Source organism: Pontibacter liquoris (assembly GCF_022758235.1).
Lineage (GTDB): Bacteria > Bacteroidota > Bacteroidia > Cytophagales > Hymenobacteraceae > Pontibacter > Pontibacter liquoris.
On the sequence record NZ_JALEBG010000001.1, the window covers coordinates 825592 to 848135 of the forward strand.

A 22544-nucleotide genomic window follows, 5' to 3' on the forward strand; every position below is an offset into this window, starting at 1 on the left:
AGTTTTATTTTGTACTAATGGGCAGGTATAATTGCTGAATTGCTAAATGGTTAATTGTCGTTTTTATACTTTAAGTGCTTGCAGAGACTTGAATGGCTTCATTGCATATGGTTTTTTAACAATTGAACCAGTCAATTATCAGCCTTAATCTACTTTAACTCCAACCGGTCAATGTCGCCGTAGTTGTCGTAGGAGGAGAGCACTACTTTTTCGCCGGGCTGCAGGCCATCCAGCACTTCGTAATAGTTAGGGTTCTGGCGGCCCAGCTTAATGGTGCGCTTGGTTGCAAAATCGCCTGACTTATCCACTACAAAGATCCAGTTGCCGCCGGTGCTCTGGTAAAAACCGCCCCGCGGTACGAGTATGGCCAGGCCGCCATCGTTCAGGTTGAGCTTGATCTGCAGCGTCTGGCCACGGCGGATGCCCTCGGGTATGCTGCCGCCGGCAAATACCATATCTACCTGGAAGGTGTTGTTCTGCACTTCCGGAATCACTTTGGATACTTTTACCTGGTAGGTTTTGCCATTGAAGTCGAAGGAGCCGGTCTGGTTCGGGAAAACGCGGGAGATGTAATGCTCGTCGATATTGGCTTTTACCTTGTAGCCGTTCATGTCGTCTATCTGGCCGATGTTCTCACCCGGCGCTTTGGATTCGCCTACTTCTGCTTTCAGGGTAGAGAGCTGGCCGGTAAAAGGGGCTATTACGTACAGGTTGTTCAGCGTGCCCCGGGCCATGTTGATGTTGGCTTTCATGCGGCTGATAGACTCATCGAGCTGGCGCAGGCGCTCTTCCATCAGGCGGGTGTCCTGCTTCACAGAGCGGTCGGCGAGTTCTTTGCGTTTGCTCTGGTAGTCAAATTCATCCCGCGAGGCTTCAAATTCTTCCTGCGGGATCACTTTCTCTTTAATCAGCAGCTGGTTGCGTTTATACTTGCGGGCAATCAGGGCCAGGTTATAGCTGATCTCGGCCAGTTCGTTCTGCTTTTTAATCAGGTCCTGCTTCATCTGGATCTCCGAGTTCTGGCGCTCGTTCATCAGGTCGTAGAGCTGGGTTTCACGCGTCATAAAGTCGATCTGCAGGGTGGTGTTGGAGAGCTTCAGGATCGTGTCGCCTTTCTGCACCATGCGGCCATCGTCGGTATAGATCTTATCCACGCGGCCACCTTCTATAATATCGAGGTAAAAGCTCTTCAGCGGTTCTACCGATCCATCGATGGCGATGAACTCCTGGAAAACACCATCCTGCACCTGGCCCAGCGTAATGCGCTCGCTGTCTACATTCAGTTTGGAAGTATGCTCGGCAAACAGCAGGTTATAGACAATGACCACCAGCACGGTCGCGCCGGCAGCGATGAGGGCAATTTTTTTAGGCGTGTTTTTCTTTTTTTCAATTACGCGGTCCATAGTCTTGTAGCGGTGTAGGATATAGTCTTTTCACAGTTCTGAAAAGGGGGTTTCCAACAAGCGTGCCATAGTTTGTATGTTGTTGATTATAAGCAACATGTATGTGTAAGTGGCTGGGCGAGAGAAAAGGCATTGTCCGTTTCCGAACAGTCGGGTGTCTGCTACCGGACACCGGAGCAGGGACAGTCGTTACCAATGCTGCAAAAAGCCCTGCTGCTTATAATCCGGAGAACCACATCCGAAGCGATCGTTTGGCTGAAACAAGAAAAAAACTGTATTTTTATAGTATACTTGTGCCTGAAACCAGCATACATCATGAATAAGCTTGCCTGCAAAGTATTGATCGTAGACGATGAGGAGGATATCCTGACAGCCGGCAGGCTGCTTTTAAAGCAGCACTTTGCCACTGTGCTGACGACTTCGGATCCGTATCGCCTGCCGGCACTATTGCAGGAGCACCAGTTCGATGTGGTGTTGCTGGATATGAACTACAGCACCGGGGCCACCTCCAGCAAAGAGGGCTTTCACTGGCTCAAACAGATCCTGCAGCAGGACCCATCGGTGATCGTTATTTTGATGACGGCTTACGGCGACATTGAGCTGGCCGTGCGTGCCTTAAAACAAGGGGCCACTGATTTTGTGCTCAAACCCTGGCAGAACGACAAGCTGGTCGCAATACTTAAAACAGCCTGCCAGGCAAAGAGCCAGCCTGATAAACGGTCAGCCGGGAGTGCGGCGCAAGGCAACACTGTGTATCATTTTGATGATTTTATCGGCGTGTCGCCGGCCATGCAGCGCGTCTACCAGACCATCGACAAAGTAGCCGCCACCGATGCCAACGTGCTTATACTTGGCGAGAACGGCACGGGCAAAGAAGTAGCGGCCCGTGCCCTGCACCGGAAGTCTAAGCGGGCGGGCAAGGCCTTTGAGAAAGTAGACCTGGGAGCTGTAAGCGAAACGCTGTTTGAAAGCGAACTGTTCGGCCATGCCAAAGGCGCCTTTACCGATGCCAAAGAAGACCGGATGGGGCGCATTGAGGCGGCCAACGGCGGCACCCTGTTCCTCGACGAGTTGGGCAACCTTTCGTCTGCGCTGCAGGCCAAACTGCTTACCGTGCTGCAGAGCCGGCAGGTTATCCGGCTGGGTACCAACAAGCCGCGGCCAGTCGATGTACGCCTGGTCTGTGCCACCAACATGCCGCTGTATGAGATGGTGCGCGAAGGTACTTTCCGCCAGGATCTGCTCTACCGCATCAACACGGTGGAGATAAACCTGCCGCCCCTGCGCGAGCGGCGTGAAGATATAAAACTATTGGTGGAGCATTTTCTGCAGGTATATCGCAACAAGTATAGCCGCCCCGGGCTGCGTATCGGCCCACAAACCTTGCGCCGCCTCAGCGACTATCACTGGCCTGGCAATATCCGCGAACTGGACCATGCCATGGAACGGGCCGTTATACTTTGCGACGGCGACGAGCTGCATCCGGACGATTTTTACCTGGCGCCGGGGGAGCAGGCACATTCGATGAAGCAAGTGCCTGTAACCGAAGCCGGCAGCGATTATACCCTGGATGCGCTGGAGAAAATGATGGTACAGAAAGCCCTGGTAAAGCATGCCGGCAACATTACGCATGCGGCCAAAGAACTGGGCATTACCCGCACAGCCCTTTATCGCAGAATTGAAAAACATGGTTTATAACGCCTTTCGGCTGAAGCTGCTGCTGCGGCTATTCGTACTGATCGGGGCCATTGTGTTGCTGCTGCTGGTGCTCTACCGCACCGACTGGTACGTAACGGCTTTCTGCCTCGGGCTGCTCGTGGTGTTTGAAGTATATGAGCTGATGCATTTTGTGGAGCGCACAAACCGCGACCTAAGCAGTTTTCTGGAAGCCATCCGCCACTCTGACTTTACCCAACGCTTTGCAGCCAGCAAGGCAAACACCACCTACCAGGAGCTCTACAACGCTTTCAACGACATAACGGCGGCTTTTCAGCGGGTAAAATCTGAGAAGCAGGCCAACCACTTATACCTGCAGGCTATTGTGGAACATGTGGGTATCGGCTTACTCTCTTATGATGAAGAAGGGGAAGTATACCTGGTGAACCAGGTAACCAAAGAGCTGCTGCATGTGCCCCACCTGCATACCATTCGGTCCCTTGATCGGGTAAGTGAGGAGTTGGTGCAGGTCCTGGAAAACATCGGTAACCACGAAAAGGCGCTTGTCACCATACAGCTTCGGCACGAACAGCTGCTGCTCACTTTGCACGCCACGGAACTGGTATCGCAGGGGCGAAAGCTCAAGATCGTCTCGCTGCAAAACATTCAATCGGAGCTGGAAGAGCAGGAATTGCAAACCTGGCAAAAGGTGATTCGGGTGCTGACGCATGAGATCATGAACTCCATAACCCCGATTATTTCGCTTACCGCCACGGTGGGTGGCCTGCTGGATTCGCAGGTCATAGACCGGCAAAAGGCGGGGGAGCCGCTGGAGGAAGAAACGCTGGAGGATATGCAGGCGGGCCTGCGCATCATCGAAAAACGGAGCACCGGCATGCTGCACTTTGTTAAAAATTACCGCCGTCTGATGCGCCTGCCTACCCCCGAGCTACGGCCCGTAAAAGTGAACGAGCTGCTGCGCAATGTACGCACGCTGCTGGCGCCTGAAATGGAAACCCACCGGGTGCAGCTCTCTTTTTACCTGCCCGACGAAAACGTGCAGCTGCTGGCCGATGCCGAGCAGCTGGAGCAGGTGCTCATTAACCTGGTAAAGAACGGCATGGAAGCCTGCCAGCATGTTGCGGATCCTTGCGTGGATGTAGTGTCCTTTGTAGATGAAAAAGATAAAACCAGGCTCCACATCAACGTAACCGACAATGGGCCCGGCATTCCGGAAGATGTGATCGACAAGATCTTTATCCCTTTTTATACGACCAAAAAACAGGGTTCCGGCATTGGACTGAGCTTATCCAAGCAGATCATGCAGCAGCACGGCGGCAGCATCCGGGTGCATAGCAAACCCGGCCAACCCACCACGTTTAGCCTGCACCTGAAGGTGATCATGAATGAAAAAATTTTGAATAACTGAATTCTGAATGAGTGGATGAGTGAATGCGTGAATAAATTTTGATTCAGCCATTTCTGGCACAAGCGGACGCTTACGCCAGGGAGATCCTATTATATGAAGCCCATCACTGGCTTAATTTAGAACCCTAAACAGCTTCTAAGGGATTGCGTGACTAAGCAAATAAGAAATGTGCGGACAAATCCTTAAAAGCGGCTTTTATTATCTCTTATTCATCCCTCTCCATTCAGTTATTCAAAATTCAATTATTCAAAATTAAAACTTAAACCAGCGCTTTCTGCACCGCCTGCTTCAACACGTTGGCAGGCATAGCGCCGGATTGCCGCCATACTTGCTGGCCTTTGTGAAAGAGGATGAAGGTGGGCACACCCTGCACCCGGTACTGCGCGGCAGCCGCCTGGTTGTTATCCACGTTTATTTTGATCACTTTTAGCTTGCCGCTATACTCGCTGGCAACCTGCTCCACTACCGGGCTCATGGATTTGCAGGGGCCGCACCAGTCGGCATAAAAGTCTACCAGCACCGGCATACCCGGGCTGTTGATGAGTTCCTGAAAAGATTTCTTTGCCATAGTTCCGTTTAATTAAGCGCCTCTTGCATTAAGTAAATACGCACAATGACGCGACAGGTGTTGCAAAAAGGCTAGTGCCGCGTTACTTCAGCTAGCAGGTGCATGTTATCCGTCTGCACGGCAGCCGGGTATTTTTCCATCGCCTCCGTTCGGCACACACTGGATTTTACGCTCTGCAAAGTAATAAAAAGCCCTTGCCAGTGTGCCTCCTTTAGTTGCTGCCTGAAGATTAGGTTGCTGAACGGGGTGATGTCCTTAAACCCGTACCGGAGGTTGATATTTCTTTGGGAACCATACCCTGGCTACTGCTTGTCTGGCGCGCTATGTGATGCCATTTTTCTGGCTTTCAGCGAATAAACCATGGGTATTTTATCGGCCATATTTTTGATGCGCCAGTTACCGTCCGGGCTCTGCTCGGTATTGTTGAAACAGTTGTAGGGTGAGTATGGAAATTCATGAAGGAATTCGAGTTGCAGACCCTGGGAAAGCAGCGCATTGATCACTTCGGCCAGGCCATGGTTCCAGCTATATTCCGTGCCGGCGATAGGCGCGCTGCGGTCGGTGTAGGTGCCCTGATTTTGGGTGATGATGGGTTGGTGGGTGTTGTGGTAAGCATACTGCACGTACTGGAAATTGTCATCGAACATCCATACCACCGGGTGAAACTCCGCCAGGTAAAACACGCCCCCAGGCTTGAGGAAATGCGCAATAACGGCAGCCCAGCGGTCCAGATCCGGAAGCCAGCCCACTACGCCAAACGAAGTATAAACCACGTCAAACTGCCCTTGCAGGTGCGCGGGCAACTCGTACACATTGGCGCACACAAAGCGGGCATCCAGCCCTAGTTCCTGGTTTAACTTCTGTGCTTCGGCAATGGCCACATCCGACAGGTCGATACCTGTTGCATGCGCGCCGAGTCGCGCCCACGAGAGTGTATCAAGCCCGAAATGGCACTGCAGGTGCAACAGCGACTTGCCGGTAACTTCGTCCTGCATCTCCTCCAGCTCCAGGGGCGTAAGCGAGAGCTTGCCTTCTTTAAAGGCAGCCACATCATAAAACTTGGATTGGACGTGCACGCGCGTGCGCTCGTTCCACACCTGGCGGTTACTGTCAAAGTACAAAGCGTAATTTTCCATGCAATGGTATACGTCTGGTAGATAAAAATTATAATATTTATATAAATAACGAATATACTATATTTAAGCTGTTTGAAAAAGAAAAAATATCCCCACTTAAGCTGCCATTCCCTCACTGCATCTGGAAAGAATAAGCCTTGTCAGCTACATAAGAGAGGAAATGAGAAGAAACGACAGCATTATAAGCAGGCAGTTAGTATAAGCTAAGCAAATTAAGTTTGTATTTATACTTGTAGAAATTAAAGTATAGGTATAAAAATAATAGGATTGTTTTTGAACAAGAATTATTGCTTTTCCGTAAGGTGCAAAAGTTATACAGCAGGCCCTTTTTGCTTTGATCTTATCATATCCGTGCAGGGTTTTCCTGATTGGCAGGAGAATAACCTGCTCCGGCAATAGCAGGATGGAGCAGAACGTTTCTGTTTTACAGCACCCTTTTTACCCTGAAACTATAAACCGGGCAATCTTTAATATTAAATGTAAATGGATAATTTAAAGCCACTTACGGTGGCCATCGCCGATGATCATACGCTGTTCAGGAAAGGCGTGATTGCTATACTAGGGGGCTATAAGGAAGTAACTGTTCTGGCCGATGCCGGCAATGGGGCTGATCTGCTGGAAAAAATCGAAGACAAGCTGCCGGATGTCGTGATCCTGGATCTGGAAATGCCGGAGATGGATGGCGTGGTTACGGCCCGGTATTTAACCACAAAGTATCCGAAAGTGAAAGTGCTCATCCTGTCCTCAGAGGGCGAAGAATCGCTGGTGGATAAGCTGATGGGAGATGGGGTGCAGGGCTGTTTGCTGAAAAGCGCCGAACCGGAGGAGCTGCGCACAGCTCTGCAACATCTGCTGGCCGGCCATACTTATCCTGCTAAATAGCATTTCATTTGCTAAGCCGTAAAGGCCTTGAAGTGCATTCCTTCTGCCAGAGCGCTATTTTAAAAGTATAGCAGGTCTTCTGGCCCCTTCCATTTTCCAGCTTCAACTTATTTTATTTCCTGGCTGCAACCCTAAACTCTGCGCCTGTCTTTTCTGTTTCAGAAAGACAGCAAAACAGGTACAGAAGTATGGCCCGAAGGGAGCAGCAACAGGTATGCGAATTATGCGGGCGGGCGGTGCAGCACCTCTCGCGCCACCACCTGGTGCCCCGCGAAGAGGGCGGCCGTTATGGTGCTACCGCCGACCTGTGCCAGCCCTGCCACAGCACCATTCACCTGCACCTGAGCAACCACGAACTGGCCAAATCCTATAACTCCATCGAAGCCCTGCAAAAGGCGGACGCGCTGCAGAAATACCTGCGGTGGGTAAAGAACAAACCTCTGGAGCGTATCTCGAACCGCCGCGGAAAAAGCCGCCGCAAATAAGGGCAGGCTGCTGCCTATACTTCCTGCTGTTCCTGGCGGAGCTTAATAATAAGGTCGATCTTGTACTGGTGCAAGCCTTCTTCTAGGCCAGCCGGGTAGCTGTGCGGGTTCAGGTAGCGGCGTATACTTTCGTGCAGCAGGTTTAGCTCTGCTTTTGTTTTGGCTTTGATTGCGCTTAGCTCGGGCAACGTATAAACCAGCTTGCCCTGGTCAAACACAGGCTGCAGGAGCTCCTTAAAGGTGGTGCCGGCTGCCACGGTTTTTCTACGGGTGCTGTCGAGCGGGTCCACGATCACGTTCTTTTTAGGCAACGGCGCCATCTCGTTGTAGATCATATCCGCCTGGTACCCGTCACCGTCAAAAAAGCGGCGCACCTGCAGGATGCCGGGCGTCGAGGTTTTGGCCCGTTGCTCGGAGAGTTTGAGCTTGTAATCCCAATCACCGTTCTCGTGCCGGATAGCGGCCAGTTTGTACACACCGCCCAGTGCCGGCTGGTCGTAGGCTGTGACCATTTTGGTGCCCACGCCCCATACATTCACCTTGGCGCCTTCCTGTTTCAGACTGGTAATAATGTGCTCGTCCAGGTCGTTGCTGGCCACAATGCTGGCAGCCGTAAAGCCGGCGGCATCCAGCAGTTTGCGGGCTTCCACGCTCAGGTAAGTCAGATCGCCCGAGTCCAGCCGTATACCGCCGAAGTTAAAGCCCTGCGGCTGAAGTTTTTGAGCAACCGCAATAGCGTTCTTTATACCTTCCAGCGTGTTATAGGTGTCCACCAGGAAAACCGAGTCCTGCGGGAAAGCGTCTCCGTAAGCTTCAAAGGCCTCTTCTTCGGTGTTGAATGCCTGCACCCAGCTATGGGCGTGGGTCCCTTTTACCGGAATGTTGAAGAGCTTACCGGCCAGCAGGTTCGAGGTAGCATCGGCACCGCCTACATAAGCGGCCCGCGTAGCGGCCAGTGCACCATCAATACCTTGTGCGCGGCGCATGCCAAATTCGATCACCGGGTCGCCTTTGGCGGCATCCGTGATGCGGGCGGCTTTGGTAGCGATCAGTGTCTGGAAATTGACGATGGTGAGCAGGGGCGTTTCGATCAGCTGCGCCTGCAGCAAAGGGCCCCGCACCCGCAGGAGCGGCTCTGCCGGAAAGACCACGGTACCTTCTGGTACGGCATCCACCGTGCAGCTGAAACGCATGTCGCGCAAATAGTCTAGGAAACTGGTCTCGAACAGCGGTTGCCCCTGGGTGCCTTTCACCGTGGCCAGGTAGGCTAGGTCTTCTTCCTCAAACTGCAGCTCCTGCAGGTAATGCACCACATACTCCAGACCGGCTGCTACCGTATAGCCACCCCCGAAAGGATTTTTCCGGAAGTACATGTGAAACACGGCTTCCTGCTCTGCCATCCCTTGTTTCCAGTAGCCGTAGGCCATGGTGAGTTGGTATAAATCGGTGAGCAGGGTTAAGGAGGAGGCGTAAATATCTTTCAGTTTCATAAGGCTTCGCTAGGAGTGGCAAGCTACGAATTACGCATGAAATAGCGAAAGGTAGGCATCGGAAGCTTCTTTTTAAGCCTGCCGCCTTCCGGCAAAGGCAGCATCCGGAAGCCAATGCTACGGTATTGAAAAGGAGGTACGGACCTGTTCTGAGGTTAATGGCCGCCTGCTCATCTGCTTCGTAAAATAGTATCTGTGCCTGCTTCTTTTTACCTTTAAGCCATCATGAAACGAGCGTTTATTCCATTTTCAGAAATTAAAAACCAACCGGCCCTGGTCGTGGACAGCACCCATCCCAATGGGGTGATGCTCTCGCACTGGCGGGGTGTGGCCACGCCCGACGCGATCCGGTCCGATACCAGCGCCGGGATCGTGCTAAATGCTTTGCGCCTGCAGTTGCCCGAACTGGAGCTACCCTTCGTAACGGCCAACCATTTCGACATCGACGGGTTTGTGGGCGTTTGGGCGCTGCTGCACCCCGAGGAGGCCTTGGCGCATGAGGAACTGCTGCGCCAGATGGCGCTCATCGGCGACTTCCGGGAGCTGGACCTGAGTCACCCACTGGCCGGGGAAGCGCTGAAGCTGGTGTGCTGGATAAATGCCAAAGAGCGGGAGTTGTTCTACAAACCTTTTGCCGCTGACGAGATGCCCGAAAAGGAGACCGTGCAATGTGCCCGCAAGTTTGCTTATTTCCTGCGGGAGTTTTGGCGCGTACTGCAGGATCCGGACTGGGAACGCGGTGCCTGGGAAGACGAAGTGGGCGGCGTGCTGCTGGGCTACCGCGACATGTATAAACCAGAAACCAAACTGGCGCGCTACCCGGAGATCGGGTTGGTGATCGTGGAAACGCCGCATCCGCTGCATTATTACGCCCTGTTTAGCCGCACCGTCGGATTCGATATCGTGCTGATGTGCTATGAGCGGAACCGTTATGAGCTGGAATACAAGTATACCACCTGGGTTGATATCGCTTCGCGGCCTACTTTGCCCCGGGTAAGTATGGCGCCGCTGGCAACGCAGCTGAACCAGTTGGAAACCAGCGGCCTGACCTGGACCTACGATGCCGTAACCGAAACCGGTCCGCTGCTACGCCTCAATGGCGACCAGCTCAACCGGGTAGAAACGTACGACAATCCTACTGAGCGGGAGATCTATTCTTCCTCTATTCCTGCAGAGCAGCTTAAACAGGTCGTGGTGGCGTATTTCCGGGAAGCGTTTGCCGGCATAGAGCCAAAGTATAACTGGAGCTGGAAAGAAGTGAAGGAGCTGAGCAGCTAAACAAGTATAAAACCGAGCACATGCTGCTCCTTTTTGTTTTATACTTACTCACGCACAGCCCTCGCCCGCCTCTAGCGCATGTGAAATATTTCACGGCCTCTGGCTGCGTAAGGATATACTTTTATACTTGCCATGAAACACGGCAGGTGCCTACATGCTGACATAAATCGTGACGCCATGCAGCTTTCAGGTGCGTATTATACATGCAATGGAGATAGTATAAAATGCAACTGTTTAGCCCGGCAGAGAAGTTTTAGGCGAAAGTATTTCTTTGATTCGTTCGTTCACGTATACATAGCCGGCTTGGGATATAGCTGCCTGTAAGACACTCTACAACTATGAAAAAGATTCTTTGTCCGACCGATTTTTCCAGAACTGCCGGTAATGCGGTGGAGTATGCCGCTTACCTGGCGCAACGGGCCCATGCCCACCTCACGCTGCTGCATGTGGTGCACCTGCCCATTGTCGATACCTCCGACACGGCCATGGTGGCAAGTGAGCTGCTGGGTGAGCAGACGCGCGACGCTAACGAAAGATTAAAGGCTAAGTGCCTGTTTTTAGAAGAACAGTACGGCGCCAACCGCGGCGGCGGCTTTACCTGCGATTACCTGGTGAAGGAGGCCCTGCTCACCGATATGGCCAAGCAACTGACCGGCGACGAAGGCTATGACCTGATTGTGATGGGAACTACCGGCTGCGACAGCACGATGGAAGAGCTGCTGATCGGGAGCAACACCGAAGCCATAATAGAGGAAGTGAAATGCCCGGTGTTTTCTATTCCTGCTACGGCCACAGCGCCTAGCCTGGAGCGGATCGTGTATGCCACTGATTTCAGCGAGCAGGACCGCCGGGCACTGGCCGAAGTAGTGGCCTTGGGTAGCCTGTTTGGCGCTGACATCCATGTGGTGCACGTGGTAAAAGAAGATACGGCAGAAGGCAGGGCACGGGCGCAGCAGTTCTGGGCAGAAATACAGCAGCAGTACCCAGGTGTGCCGTTATTTTTTCAGGAAATTATCCATAAGCACCGCGATGAAGGGTTGAAATCATACTATCAAGAGGTGAATGGCAGCATGCTGGCCATCCTGCGCAAAGAAAAGGGCTTCCTGCAAGACCTCTTTTCGCAAAGCCTGGCCGAGCGCTTAACCTACCAGGCCGCCATGCCCCTGCTGGTGCTGCAGGGCAAAAAATAAGGCATCAGTATAAAGCCGGTGTCTTTTGCCGGCTTTATACTGATGCCTTATTTGTTTAAAAATGCCTTGTCCAGTTATGGCCAAGCCCCGGTTACATTTTGAACGGTTCGTCGGCCGTCGGGCCATACATTTGGGGCACTGGTAAATCCAGCAGGCGCAAGTACACCGACAACTGACCGCGGTGGTGGATCATGTGGTTAAGTACGATCGTGCGGATCAGGGCCTTGCGGGGCATCTGCGTGATCACGTGCTCGCCGTTTCGCAGTTTTACCATGGTGCCCAGATGCTCATCTGTGGTGCTCGCCAGCCCCTCCAGCGATTGCTGCAGGTGTTGCTCCAACAGGGTTCCCAAATCCTCAGGCGTCAGGTCAGCCTGGCGGGTTGGTCTGTAGCGGGGATCCGCCAGATCTAGATCATCGGATGTAGTGGTAACCGGCGGTATCCAAGAGAGCAGCCCGATAATGTGGGTTACCAGATCGCCGAGGGTAGAAGATTTCGGATGCGGTTTCCAGCCGAATGACTCTGCCGGTAAGCGCTCCAGCATTTTCCGGATCGATACTACTTCGTGCTTCAGCTCTGCTGCCAATGCGTCTTTTAATGCCATGGTTTTAGGTGGTTACAGGTTAGGGTTAGCCGGCGCACTTTGGCCTGGCTGGTAGCAATACTACCAACTATACTTGTTTGAAGCAAACCTGAAAGCGTCGTCGGCAAAAACAAAAGATCACTTCGCTGCTCGTCGGCTTTCGCTCTGTTTAGCGGACCATGTCTTCATCAAAAATAGTATCCAGTTCTTTGCTGCAGGTCTGGCAGTTGTAGCGGCCATACGTTTCGATTGCCCGCACCAGCGATACATTCCGGAAAGTGCCTTTGCCGCGGCATGCCACCAACACCGGGCAGTCGTGCTTTAAATGAAACACATCGGCGGTGGCATTTTCGCAAAGCCATACGTGCTTGCTGGCCATCTCCGGCGGAATGATAAAGAAGGTGGGAGCCGGCCTTTTCTGAACTGTATCGGCAGGTGCCATCTCAGCGGATTGCTGTGCCGTGGCTGGGGGCTTTTCTTCGGTAGTCTGCTGGCAGGAGCTTAGCAAAATCATACTTAAAAAAACGCCCGCTACCAGGTGCGATACGGGTTTGAACAAAAGGGTGAAACGCATAAGGGAGGAAAGGTTTGTGGGTTTAGTTGATCAAAAGGAAGCGGTACGTTACTGCCCGCAGGTTTTATCGGCGTGCCGGTTGTAGGTCCGGATCGCTTCGGATTCGGTAACGGCAATCACATCCTGCTTGCAGCGCCGCAAGCCGGGGCAGTCTTTTTTGAAATAGTAAACCGTGGCGCCGGAACTGCTGCACAGGTATACCGTGCGCTTTGTGGCTCCTGCCGGAACAGGCGCATTGGCGTTAGCTACCGCCTTTGCGGCGCCGCTACTCCGTTTGTCCTTGCGGTAATCCCAGGGCGGGGTAGGGTTGGGGCTTTGCCATAGGCCGCGCTTAAAACGGCGGGCATCTGTCTCCAGGTCGGCTAATTTCTTATCTGTAGAGTAAGCTTTGTAATGCCAGGCAAAGCCATTGCGCACCAGTTCCTCGTTCAGGCTGCGGCCATCGGGCAGTATGATCGTGCCTACCGTGCGGCCGTAGCGGTCTTTGTTTTTAGGGATGAGACGCACAAACTTGCCAAAGGCCAGGTCGGAGGTAAATTGCTTGGCCCGTTGCCCGAAATCCTGCGTCTTCTCTGGCGTATCTACCCCGTAGAGGCGGACGGTTACTTGCTGGCCGTTTTGCAGCAACACGATGGTGTCTCCGTCCTTTACGCCCACTACCTTGTCGCCGGCAGCAGTGGATGGTTTGGCAGCGGGAGCGGCTTCCATGGTGGCAGGTGCCGGCAGCAGGGTGTCCGGACTGGCAGACTGCGATGGCGTTGTTTCGGCGCTGCTGTTTTCGGGCGTACGCTCCTGTATGGCTTCCTGCCGTTTGCGGAACTGTTCCTGCGCATCCTGCTGGTTGTGCTTACAGGAAAAAGTAAGCGAGCTGAGCAGCAGCAATATAAAAGTAAGGTGTTTTTTCATGGCACGTATATGGAGATAAAAGCCGCTGCAAGTTAATGAACTGAGCGGCCTCGGCAACTATTCTATACTAACGCAAGCTTTCGGACTGCGTTCTGGCACGGCACCACTTACGATCATACGTGGCAAGTTTCAGCCATTTAAATGGCCCGTAATGTCACGAAATCATCCGGATAAAAAATATAAGGGATACTAGCCTATTACTTCTACTTTGCTCACGCCGCCTGCCAGCCGCTGCACTTTTATCTGTGTGCTGATGCGTTCTTTCAGTGCCTCCACGTGCGAGATGATGCCGATCATTTTGCCCCCTGCTTGCAGGTTTTCCAGCGTCGAGATGGCAGCATCCAGTGTTTCGGCATCCAGGGTTCCAAAGCCTTCATCTATAAACAGGGAGTTGATCTGGGTGCGGCGCCCGGCAAGGTCGGAGAGGCCCAACGCCAGCGCCAGGCTCACCAAAAAGCTCTCGCCGCCCGAGAGCGTATTCATCGGGCGCACGGCTTCGGCCTGGTAGGTGTCTACAATAAGCAGCTCCAGGTCTTCGGCTTCGGATTTAAGGATGCGGTAGCGGTCGTTAAGCTTGTGCAGGTGGCGGTTGGCCAGCCCCACCAGACGCGCCAGCGTGAGCCCCTGCGCAAAGCGGCTGAACTTGTTGCCGTCGGCCGAGCCGATGAGGTCCGATAACTGCGCCCACCGGTGGTATACCTGTTGCTGGGTTTTGAGCTGCGTGGCCAGTTCGTTGTTTCTGGCCTGCTGCAGGGCATCCTGCTCCAGCAACTGCTGGTAGCGGGCGCGTTGCCCGATCAGCTCGCGTTGGCGGTCGGTTTTTTCCTGCAGCTGCTTTTGCAGGTGGTCTATACTTTCGGTGGTCAGTTGCCGGGCTTCTACCTGGGCCAGTTCCTGCCCTACATCGCTCAGGGATTTGCGTTGCTCGGTGAGGAGTTTCTCGGTCTGGGCTTTCAGGTTGGCAATGCGGTCGGCTTCGTCACGGTCGAGCAGCATCTGGCTAAGCGCCTCGATGGTGGCGATGCCTTTTTGCTGCACCACGCGCAGCAGCCCTTCGCGCAGAGCATCCAACACCGATTTACTCTGTCGGTGTTTGCTGTGGCATTCGGTCAGCCGGGCGCGGGACTCGTGCAGTTGCTGTTGTTTTTGTAGCTGGCGGGTACGCGCTTCTTCAGCCTGCAGGGTGCGGGCCTTTAGCTCCTGCCGGGCCCCCTGGCGCTCCTGTTCCGGGTCCTTATCGCCGAACAAAGTATGGCGTTCGGTTTTAAGCTGCGTCAGCTGCGCATGCTCTTCTTTTAGTGTCTGCTGCCGTTGCTGCAGTTCCTGTTCCTTTTCCAGTACGCGCTCGTTCAGGCCTTTTAAGTCCGACTTCAACGCGGCAAATTTCTCGCGCATACCGGCTACTTTCTCCGCCTTCTCGACATATGCTGTTGCCTGCTTGTCCAGGTTTTGCACCAGCTGCAAACGCTCTTCAGGTTTATACTTGAGCCCGTATGTGGCAGCAAAAGATTCGGCTGTTTCGGTGTTTGCCTGCTGTTGTTCTTGCAGGTCGGTAAGGGTGGTTTGCAGCTTCTGCAGGTGTGCTTGCAGCAGGCTAGCCGATTGCTGCAGCTGGTTATACCGGCCCTGCGCCTGCACCTGCTCTTCGCGCAGCTTCTGCTGCAGGAGGTTTATACTTTCCACTTCCCGGCTTATGGCGCGGGCCTGTGTTAGCTGTTGCTGCAGCGCGCCTGCTGATTCCTGTTGCTGCTGCAGGAGCTGGCTCAGTTTTTCGGTTTCAGTGATAGAGATAAGGTGTGGAATCCCTTCCAGTGTTTGCTGGAAAGTTTGGCGCAGGTGTGCCAGTGCTGTTTCGGTTTCTGTTCCGGCGGTAGTGGCCAGCTGTTGTTTCTCGTGCAAAGTGCCCCGTTCGAGCTGCAGCTGGTTTATACTTTGTTCGAGAGTTCTGACCTCAGCCTGTTGTTTGTCGCGCTTCTGTACTTCTTCCGGCAGGTCGAAGCTGTAGCCGTTCTCTGCAAACGGATGCGCCTCAGAACCGCAAAGCGGGCAAGGCTCGCCGGCATGCAAGGTATGGCGCGCTTCTTCGTACTGCTGGATCTGCTGTTGCAACTGCACCAGTTTCTGAAGTGCTGCCAGGTGCTCTTCGGCGTGTTTATACCTGGCCTGTGTTTCCTGTAGCTGTGTGGTGGTTTGCGTTACCTGGTGCGTGTTTTGGGCCAGGTGCTGGTTTATACTTTGGAGTTTCTGCTGATGGGAGGTGTAGTGTTGTGCCAGCTCCAGCAGGCGCTCATACTTTGCCAGCACAGCTGGTTGCATTTGTGCCAGCTGCTCCAGTTCCTCGTGGCTTTTGTCTGAAAGGATGCGTTGCAGCTGGGCAAGTTTTTCCTCACGCTGCGTATGGAGTTGCCGGGCCTGCGTTTGGTGCTGGTCCCGTTTCTGCGTTAACTCCGTTCGTTGTGTTGCCTCCTGCTGCAGCTGGCTTTGCAGTTCCTGCTGCTCCTGCTGGATGCCCCTGATGCGCTGCTCTACTTCGTGCATATCGCGGAGTGTGGCTTTAAATTCCGGCAGGTATTCTTTCAGGTCCTGCAAACGCGCATTTTGCTCCAGCCATAATCTTATGCTGGTGCCTTCCTGTGTGAGCTTTTCCTGCTCCTGTTGCGTGGCCTGCTGCTGGGCTTTGTCCTGCTTCAGACGCGCTTCAAAAGCGGCCAGGTCTGTTTGGCGGCTGCTAACCGATTGGGCAAGGGAATGGAGCTGGTGGTCGAGCTTGCCAACCTGGACCAGCAGCGGCTCGAGCTTGTGCAGGAGGTCTTCCTGTTGCTGCTGCGCCTTGGTTGCTTCAGTAGCCATGGTGCTCACCATTTCCAGCTCGGTCTCCAAAGCAGGCAGGCGCTTTTCAAGCAACGCAAGCTGTTCCTGCACTTCCGTAACTTTACCGTTGGCGGAGCGGATCTCAGCCAGTTCGCCTACAAACTGGTGAGCCTGCTCATGCTGCTGCAACCGCTGAAACTCAGGCTGCAGCTGTGCCAGCTTTTGGTCCTGGGCCTGCAGATCTGCTTGCTGCTGCTGTTGCCGGGCCTGTAGCCGGGCGAGTTGCTGCAGCCACTGCACCTGCTCCTGCAAGGCATTTATTTCCTGCTGGTGGGTGCTTTCCTGTTGGGCCAGGTCGGCTATACTTTGTTCGTAAGCCTGGCGCTGCTCTTCGGGCAGCAAGGCCATCGCTTTCAGGCGGTGTTCCAGTTCATCGCGTTTCTGCCGTTCGGTTTTGGCTTTGTCAAAAGCAAACTGCGAGATCTCGGAGTAAATGCCCGTATCGGTAATTTTCTCGAGCAGGCTGCTGCGCTCATTGGGGTTTGCCTTCAGGAAACGGGCAAAGTCGCCCTGCGAGAGCATGACTGAGCGCAGAAATTGGTTGTAATCCAGGCCGCAGAGCTCGGCGACTTTTCCCGGCACTTCGCTGGGCTTTAAGTCAAAAGGCTGGTCATCTTCCAGGTCGCAGAGTTCCATGTGCACGGGCTGCATATTGCCCTCCGCTTTGCCGCGGCTTCGCCTGATCTGCCATTTGGAGCGGTAGCGCCGCCCGTTTGCTTCAAATTCCACCTCCGATGTGCTCTCAGCGGTATGGCGCGTCATGAGCTCCAGCGGCTTGTCGGTGTTATGGCGGTGCACCAGCCCGTACAAACCTACCGTAATGGCATCCAAAATGGTAGTCTTGCCCGCACCCGTTGGCCCGGTTATGGCAAACAGCCCCGCCTCCGCCAGCGGACTCTGGTCGAAACGGATCTCGTGCACCCCTTTTAAGGAGTTCAGGTTCTGGAAGCGGACAGCGAGGATTTTCATTTTATAAACTCAAGACGTTAGACGCAAGTATCTAGCCTTCTTATTTGTTTTTCCTGCCAACTGCGGCAGGATAGTAATTATCTATTTATGTTAGAGAGAGAAAGCAGCTGCATGTTTGTGTCCTTCAGACGCTCGCAGGAGCCCCCGAAATGCTTCGGGGCAGGTGCGCGCACTGCGAGGTCCTTTTAACTTTCTAACTCTCTAACTTTTTAACCTTCTAACTTAAATTAGCTTTCCACTTCCTGCCGCATCAGCTCGAGCAGTTCGGCAAACGTGCTGACCAATTCGGTATGGTCGCTCTCCGGGAAAGCACTTTCGCAGCGTTTGAGGAACACGTCCTGCTCCCGCAACGTGTGCAGGTCAGCTTCTTCCTGTACCTGTTGTGCCAGTGTCTGTGCAGCCGTTTTGATGATGGGCGGCCGGTGGATGAGCACTTGCAGCTCGTGCTGCTTCAGGGCCAGTATTTCCTCAAGTTGTTGGTTGAGGTCGGGGAGGGGCGCATCAAGTTCAAGTTGCAGCTCGGCCCAGGCAGATAAAGTATAAGCACTGTTATCATAAATAGCCAGTTGCTGCTTTACTTTTTCCAGCGGGCCTTTAAAGCGCACCAGCTTGCGGCAAACCGGAATGTCCAGCTCACGCAGGTCATGGAGCTTTCCGTCAGCAAAATCAAGTATAAACACCACTTTTTTGTCCGTCACTTCGCTAAAGCTAAGCGGAATGGGCGAGCCGGAGTAACGGATATGATGCGTGTTGTTTACCTTTTGCGGGCGGTGCAGGTGGCCCAGGGCCACGTAGTCGAACTCCCCGGGGAACTGGTCGGCCCCGATCTGGCCCAGGTTGCCCACGTGGATCTCTTTCTCGCTTTCGGATGCAGAGCCACCGGCGGCAAACAAATGCCCCATGGCTACCACCGGTATTTGTTGCTGTTTATACTTTTGGATGTGCGGCACAAAGGCGTCGTAATGCGCGGCAATGCCTTGTTTGATGCGCTGCTCGCGTTCTTCATAGCTCTCGCCGGGCACCGACAGGCGCACATCCCGGTCGCGGAGGAACGGTACGGCACATACAACCAATTGCACCGCTCTCTGTTCATTTTTAAGTTCGATCAGTTCCTCCAGTGGATCAGCAGAAGCGCCGCCGATCACATAGATGTTAAAGCACTCGAGCAGCTCTTTTGGTGCGTTCAGCGTGGAAACCGAGTCGTGGTTGCCGCCGGTAAAAATGATGTGGCGGCAGCAGGTGGCGCAAACGCGGCGCAGAAAATCATAGTATAGCTTCAGTGCCGTGTTGGAAGGGGCACCGTTGTCGAACACATCGCCGGCCATGAGCAAAACCTCTACCTGCTCCTGCGCAATGGTTTGCAGCAGCCAGTCCAGAAAGTGCTGGTGTTCTTCGGTTCGTTCGAGGTTTACCAGACGCTGGCCCAGGTGCCAGTCTGAGGTGTGTAGTACGCGCATGCCTTTCTTTCTCCTATTCCGCTTCAAGATACAGCAACATAGGGGCATATTGCAAGCACCCCGAAGAAGAATTTGCCGGAATCCTGCCGTGCCCGGCCTTTACCCGCGCTGCCGCCATAACGCGGGTCAATGCCGCGGCTGCCTTAGCGGCTTTTAAAATCTTTGATACAGCTGATGATGGTGGTGATCTTGGAATCGGTGAGATAATAATACATGTTTTTGCCTTCCCGTTGGGTGTCTACCACACCCTTGTCGCGCAGGTTGGTGAGGTGGTGCGATAGCAGCGATTGCTCGATGCCCAGGACTTCCTGCAGCTCGGTGACGGTCAGGCGCTGGCGCTGCTCCAGCAGGTCGATAATGCTGATGCGTACCGGGTGGGCCACACACTTGAGCACATACGACACCTGCTCCAGCTGCTTTTTTTCTAATCTGACTTTTAAGGTACTCATACTTTCCTCCCGCTTTATACAATCAAATACATGAACATAAGTTCATGTATCCAGAAGTAGGACAATTCTTTCCCCGTCGGAGTTCCCGTTTTTTAGATTAATCCGGGAAGATAAAAAACAGCGCCGACTGTTGCCGGCGCTGTTTGGGTCTGAAGCGGGAAGTATAAGCCCGGTTAATTCTGGTGCAGGGCCGGGGCGTGCTGTGCAATATCGATGCCCAGCCCCTGGGCCACGGCCAGGCACAGCGTCATATCGGCCCGGAAGAAATGGCACAGCTGGCGGTTGATGATCTCGGCTCTTTTTGGCCCCGAAATACCGCTCATAGCCCCTACAATATTGTGGATAGTGGCCGTTTTCTCCTCCGGACTCATCAGACGGAACAGGTTGCCCGGCTGGGTGTAGTGGTCGTTCTCTCCCGCGCCGTTGCGGTCGTACCAGTCGGCTGCTACGTGCTGGCCCAGGTTCTCGGCAGGCTCTTTATACTGCTCGTTCGCCCGGATCTGATCGAAGCTGTTGGGGAAGTAGTTCGGGCTTTTGCCGCCGTTGCCATCTATGCGCATCGCGCCATCGCGCTGGTAGTTGTTGGTGGCAAACGGGCAGCGGTTTACAGGCAGCTGCTCGTAGTTGGCGCCCAGTCGGTAGCGCTGCGCATCAGGGTAGCCCAGGATGCGGCCCTGCAGCATTTTGTCCGGTGAGAACGAAATGCCATCCACAATGTGCGCCGGGGCAAACGCTGCCTGCTCCACGTGGGCAAAGTAGTTATCCGGGTTCTCGTTCAGTTCCAGCACGCCCACATCCTGCAACGGGTAATCTGCCTGCGGCCATACTTTGGTCACATCAAAGGGGTTCCATTTGTAGGTGGCTGCCTCGGCTTCGGGCATGATCTGCACTTTGAGCGCCCAGCGCGGGAAATCACCGCGGTCGATGGCATCCACCAGGTCGCGCTGCGCCTGGTCTGGGTCCTGGCCCTTCATACGGGTCGCTTCTTCGGCAGAGAAGTTCCGGATGCCCTGCAGGGTTTTAAAGTGGAATTTTACATAAAAGCGCTCATTGTCTTTGTTAATGAAAGAGAAAGTATGGCTACCGAAGCCGTGCATGTGGCGGTACGAAACCGGCGTGCCGCGGTCGCTCATCACGATGAGCACCTGGTGCAGGCTTTCAGGGTTCAAGCTCCAGAAATCCCATACCATGGTGGCACTTTTGGTGTTGGTATAGGGGTCGCGTTTTTGGGTATGGATAAAATCGGGAAACTTCTTGGGATCTTTGATAAAGAACACCGGCGTGTTGTTGCCTACCAGATCCCAGTTGCCGTCTTCGGTATAAAATTTCAGAGCAAAGCCACGTGGGTCGCGCTCACTGTCGGCGCTGCCTTTTTCGCCGCCTACTGTGGAGAAGCGCAGGAACACACGGGTTTCTTTGCCTACTTCTGAGAAAAGCTTGGCTTTGGTATACTTGCTGATGTCGTGGGTAACGGTAAAGGTGCCGTACGCGCCGGAGCCTTTGGCATGCACCACGCGCTCAGGGATGCGCTCGCGGTTAAAGTGGGCCAGTTTCTCGTGCAGAATATAGTCCTGCAGTAAAATTGGTCCGCGTGGGCCGGCCGTCTGGGAGTTTTCGTGTTCATAGTAGGGTCTGCCCGAGGCAGTTGTCAGCCAAATATTCTTTTCGTTTTCGCTCATGGTCTGGTGTATTTTGGTTTTGGTGATTTGCTGTTCCAAAAGTACCGGAAGCGGGTTCATCAATCAAATTGATAATATTTATACCTTTATAGGTAAGGATTATAATCTTGTGTGTAGCTGCATAGGTCTGTGTCCGGACTTAAATAACGTAGGCTTCCACTTGTGCCTTTCTGTCTTTCGGTATACTACACAGCATGGACGCAACGCAGATATCCCCTGGCCTGTCCCAGCAGAGGACGGAGTCGCAGAGTAGGATGGGTATACTAGAATGCTTCGCCGATGACTACATAAAAGTTAGCGCCCTGGCTGCCGTAGCCCAGGTCGAAGCGCAGGTTCAGCTTTTGCTCGGCGTTCAGTGCGTAGCGCAGCCCGGAGCCAACAGAGTATTTGAGTGTGCTGAAATGAACATCGGAAACGTTGTGGAACACATCGCCTATACCGGCAAAAGCGGCAAGGCCCAGCCTGCGGTAGAGCGGGAAACGGTACTCTGCCTGCGTACCGGCAAAGTTGTCGTCTAGAAAGCGGTTGCGGGCATAACCCCGCAGAATCTTATCGCCCCCGGCAGCCGACAGGCGCATGATGGGCACCTGTCCTTTGTTTAGGTTGATGACGGTATTGAACGCCAGCACCCGGGCCGGACGCAGCTCCAGAAACTTACTGAAATTCAGGTTCAGGTTCTGGTAGTTGAAGTCGCCGCCCAGCGCTTTGCCGAAACCGTAGGCGGAAGCTTCCAGGAAAATGCCGCTGCTGGCAAAGGCAGTATTGTCGCGGGTATCGACCAGAAACAACACGCCCAACCCGCTGTTTGTACCCCCTTTGTAGCCGGCTATTTGCTGTGTTTGCAGAATGCTTTCTCGGTCTTCGCTGAGGGAATCCAGCTGCAGGTTGTAATAGTGCGTGAGCTGGTAATCGAGCCCCAGGAACATAGGGCCGCCCAGGTTCTTCAGCCCTGCCAATTTTGCACCCACAAGCGAGTAAGTATACTTGCCTTCATCGGCTTCAGGAGTATGATTGCCCAGGCCGTAAAAGCGGTCCGTATATTTGCGGTGGCGCAGTTCGCCACGGAGCAAAAACTTCTCGTCGCGTGTAAACACGTTCCACTCCAGCTCCTGGTCTGTTTGCTTGTTCAAAGTATAATCGGCCAGCACGCGGGCCGTAGAGAGGCGCGTGTAAGTAGAGTCGGTCTTGCTTCTGAGCCGGAGGTAGCCGATGGCGGCGGCGCCAAAGCCCAGCCGGGTGTCGGGCGTATAATAGAGGACGGGTATCGGTATAATCCCTTTTATGTTGCCCGACTTTACGGCAAGCGAGTCAGAAGGGAGGGCAACAGCGGAAGCGCGGGCATTGGGTGCACCGAAAAGCACGCTGCCGCCAAGCAGGATCAAGAGTAAGGCTTTTTTCATAGTGATCGGGAGAGGTATTTGGCTGCCTGCGCTTTAAGTACCTGTAGAACAGGTGTAAAGTATAAAGATAGCGCGCATTTCGCAACGAAAGATAACAGCTTATTCTTTCAGAAACCATGCTTTAGCAGGGGAGGAGTAA

The 22544-nt window shown here is 53.7% G+C and carries 18 protein-coding genes; 6 read left to right on the forward strand and 12 right to left on the reverse strand.

Annotated elements, in window-relative coordinates:
• Window positions 1-149 precede the first annotated feature (149 nt).
• Window positions 150-1403, reverse strand: a complete 1254-nt coding sequence (locus LWL52_RS03355) for an efflux RND transporter periplasmic adaptor subunit (protein WP_242916914.1) — start codon at window positions 1401-1403, stop codon at window positions 150-152.
• A gap of 315 nt (window positions 1404-1718) precedes the next feature.
• Between LWL52_RS03355 and LWL52_RS03360 the strand changes: the two genes are divergently transcribed.
• Both LWL52_RS03360 and LWL52_RS03365 read left to right on the forward strand, forming a co-directional pair.
• Complete coding sequence (locus tag LWL52_RS03360) at window positions 1719-3101, forward strand: sigma-54-dependent transcriptional regulator (protein WP_242916915.1); 1383 nt, start codon at window positions 1719-1721, stop codon at window positions 3099-3101.
• Complete coding sequence (locus tag LWL52_RS03365; protein WP_242916916.1) at window positions 3091-4488, forward strand: sensor histidine kinase; 1398 nt, start codon at window positions 3091-3093, stop codon at window positions 4486-4488. The genes LWL52_RS03360 and LWL52_RS03365 overlap by 11 nt, the downstream gene beginning before the upstream one ends.
• 259 nt (window positions 4489-4747) lie before the next feature.
• On the opposite strand, the gene trxA is transcribed toward LWL52_RS03365, so the two are convergent.
• Window positions 4748-5056: a thioredoxin gene (trxA, locus tag LWL52_RS03370; RefSeq protein WP_242916919.1), complete on the reverse strand. Its 309-nt coding sequence runs from the start codon at window positions 5054-5056 to the stop codon at window positions 4748-4750.
• A gap of 302 nt (window positions 5057-5358) precedes the next feature.
• Window positions 5359-6192 (reverse strand): class I SAM-dependent methyltransferase, encoded by an 834-nt coding sequence (locus LWL52_RS03375; RefSeq protein WP_242916921.1) that lies wholly within the window; start codon window positions 6190-6192, stop codon window positions 5359-5361.
• A 483-nt stretch (window positions 6193-6675) separates the two neighbouring features.
• On the opposite strand from LWL52_RS03375, the gene LWL52_RS03380 reads away from it, so the two are divergent.
• Window positions 6676-7074, forward strand: a complete 399-nt coding sequence (locus LWL52_RS03380) for a response regulator (RefSeq protein ID WP_242916923.1) — start codon at window positions 6676-6678, stop codon at window positions 7072-7074.
• 188 nt (window positions 7075-7262) lie between these two features.
• Entirely contained in the window at window positions 7263-7559 is a 297-nt protein-coding gene (locus LWL52_RS03385; protein WP_242916925.1) for an HNH endonuclease, read from the forward strand.
• A 14-nt stretch (window positions 7560-7573) separates the two neighbouring features.
• Here LWL52_RS03385 and LWL52_RS03390 read toward each other — a convergent pair whose 3' ends face one another.
• Complete coding sequence (locus LWL52_RS03390) at window positions 7574-9049, reverse strand: nicotinate phosphoribosyltransferase (RefSeq protein ID WP_242916927.1); 1476 nt, start codon at window positions 9047-9049, stop codon at window positions 7574-7576.
• A gap of 225 nt (window positions 9050-9274) precedes the next feature.
• Here LWL52_RS03390 and LWL52_RS03395 point away from each other — a divergent pair, with 225 nt between their 5' ends.
• A complete protein-coding gene (locus tag LWL52_RS03395; RefSeq protein WP_242916929.1) occupies window positions 9275-10327 on the forward strand; it encodes a DUF6687 family protein in 1053 nt (350 codons plus the stop codon).
• 338 nt (window positions 10328-10665) lie between these two features.
• Window positions 10666-11517: a universal stress protein gene (locus LWL52_RS03400; RefSeq protein WP_242916931.1), complete on the forward strand. Its 852-nt coding sequence runs from the start codon at window positions 10666-10668 to the stop codon at window positions 11515-11517.
• A gap of 91 nt (window positions 11518-11608) precedes the next feature.
• On the opposite strand, the gene LWL52_RS03405 is transcribed toward LWL52_RS03400, so the two are convergent.
• From LWL52_RS03405 to LWL52_RS03440, 8 genes are all read right to left on the reverse strand, one after another.
• A complete protein-coding gene (locus LWL52_RS03405) occupies window positions 11609-12121 on the reverse strand; it encodes a DinB family protein (RefSeq protein WP_242916933.1) in 513 nt (170 codons plus the stop codon).
• Window positions 12122-12269: 148 nt separating this feature from the next.
• A complete protein-coding gene (locus tag LWL52_RS03410) occupies window positions 12270-12674 on the reverse strand; it encodes a hypothetical protein (protein ID WP_242916935.1) in 405 nt (134 codons plus the stop codon).
• Between the two features lie 48 nt (window positions 12675-12722).
• Window positions 12723-13580, reverse strand: a complete 858-nt coding sequence (locus LWL52_RS03415) for a thermonuclease family protein (RefSeq protein WP_242916937.1) — start codon at window positions 13578-13580, stop codon at window positions 12723-12725.
• A gap of 189 nt (window positions 13581-13769) precedes the next feature.
• On the reverse strand, window positions 13770-17420 hold the full coding sequence (locus LWL52_RS03420) for an AAA family ATPase (protein ID WP_242916939.1): 3651 nt from the start codon (window positions 17418-17420) through the stop codon (window positions 13770-13772).
• 227 nt (window positions 17421-17647) lie between these two features.
• Window positions 17648-18877 (reverse strand): exonuclease SbcCD subunit D C-terminal domain-containing protein, encoded by a 1230-nt coding sequence (locus LWL52_RS03425; protein ID WP_242916940.1) that lies wholly within the window; start codon window positions 18875-18877, stop codon window positions 17648-17650.
• A 143-nt stretch (window positions 18878-19020) separates the two neighbouring features.
• Complete coding sequence (locus tag LWL52_RS03430) at window positions 19021-19326, reverse strand: ArsR/SmtB family transcription factor (protein WP_242916941.1); 306 nt, start codon at window positions 19324-19326, stop codon at window positions 19021-19023.
• A 173-nt stretch (window positions 19327-19499) separates the two neighbouring features.
• Window positions 19500-21005 (reverse strand): catalase, encoded by a 1506-nt coding sequence (locus LWL52_RS03435; protein ID WP_242916942.1) that lies wholly within the window; start codon window positions 21003-21005, stop codon window positions 19500-19502.
• Between the two features lie 263 nt (window positions 21006-21268).
• The gene (locus LWL52_RS03440; RefSeq protein ID WP_242916943.1) at window positions 21269-22405 is read right to left on the reverse strand and encodes a BamA/TamA family outer membrane protein; all 1137 of its coding nucleotides are present in this window, start codon (window positions 22403-22405) and stop codon (window positions 21269-21271) included.
• Between the last annotated feature and the right edge of the window lie 139 nt (window positions 22406-22544).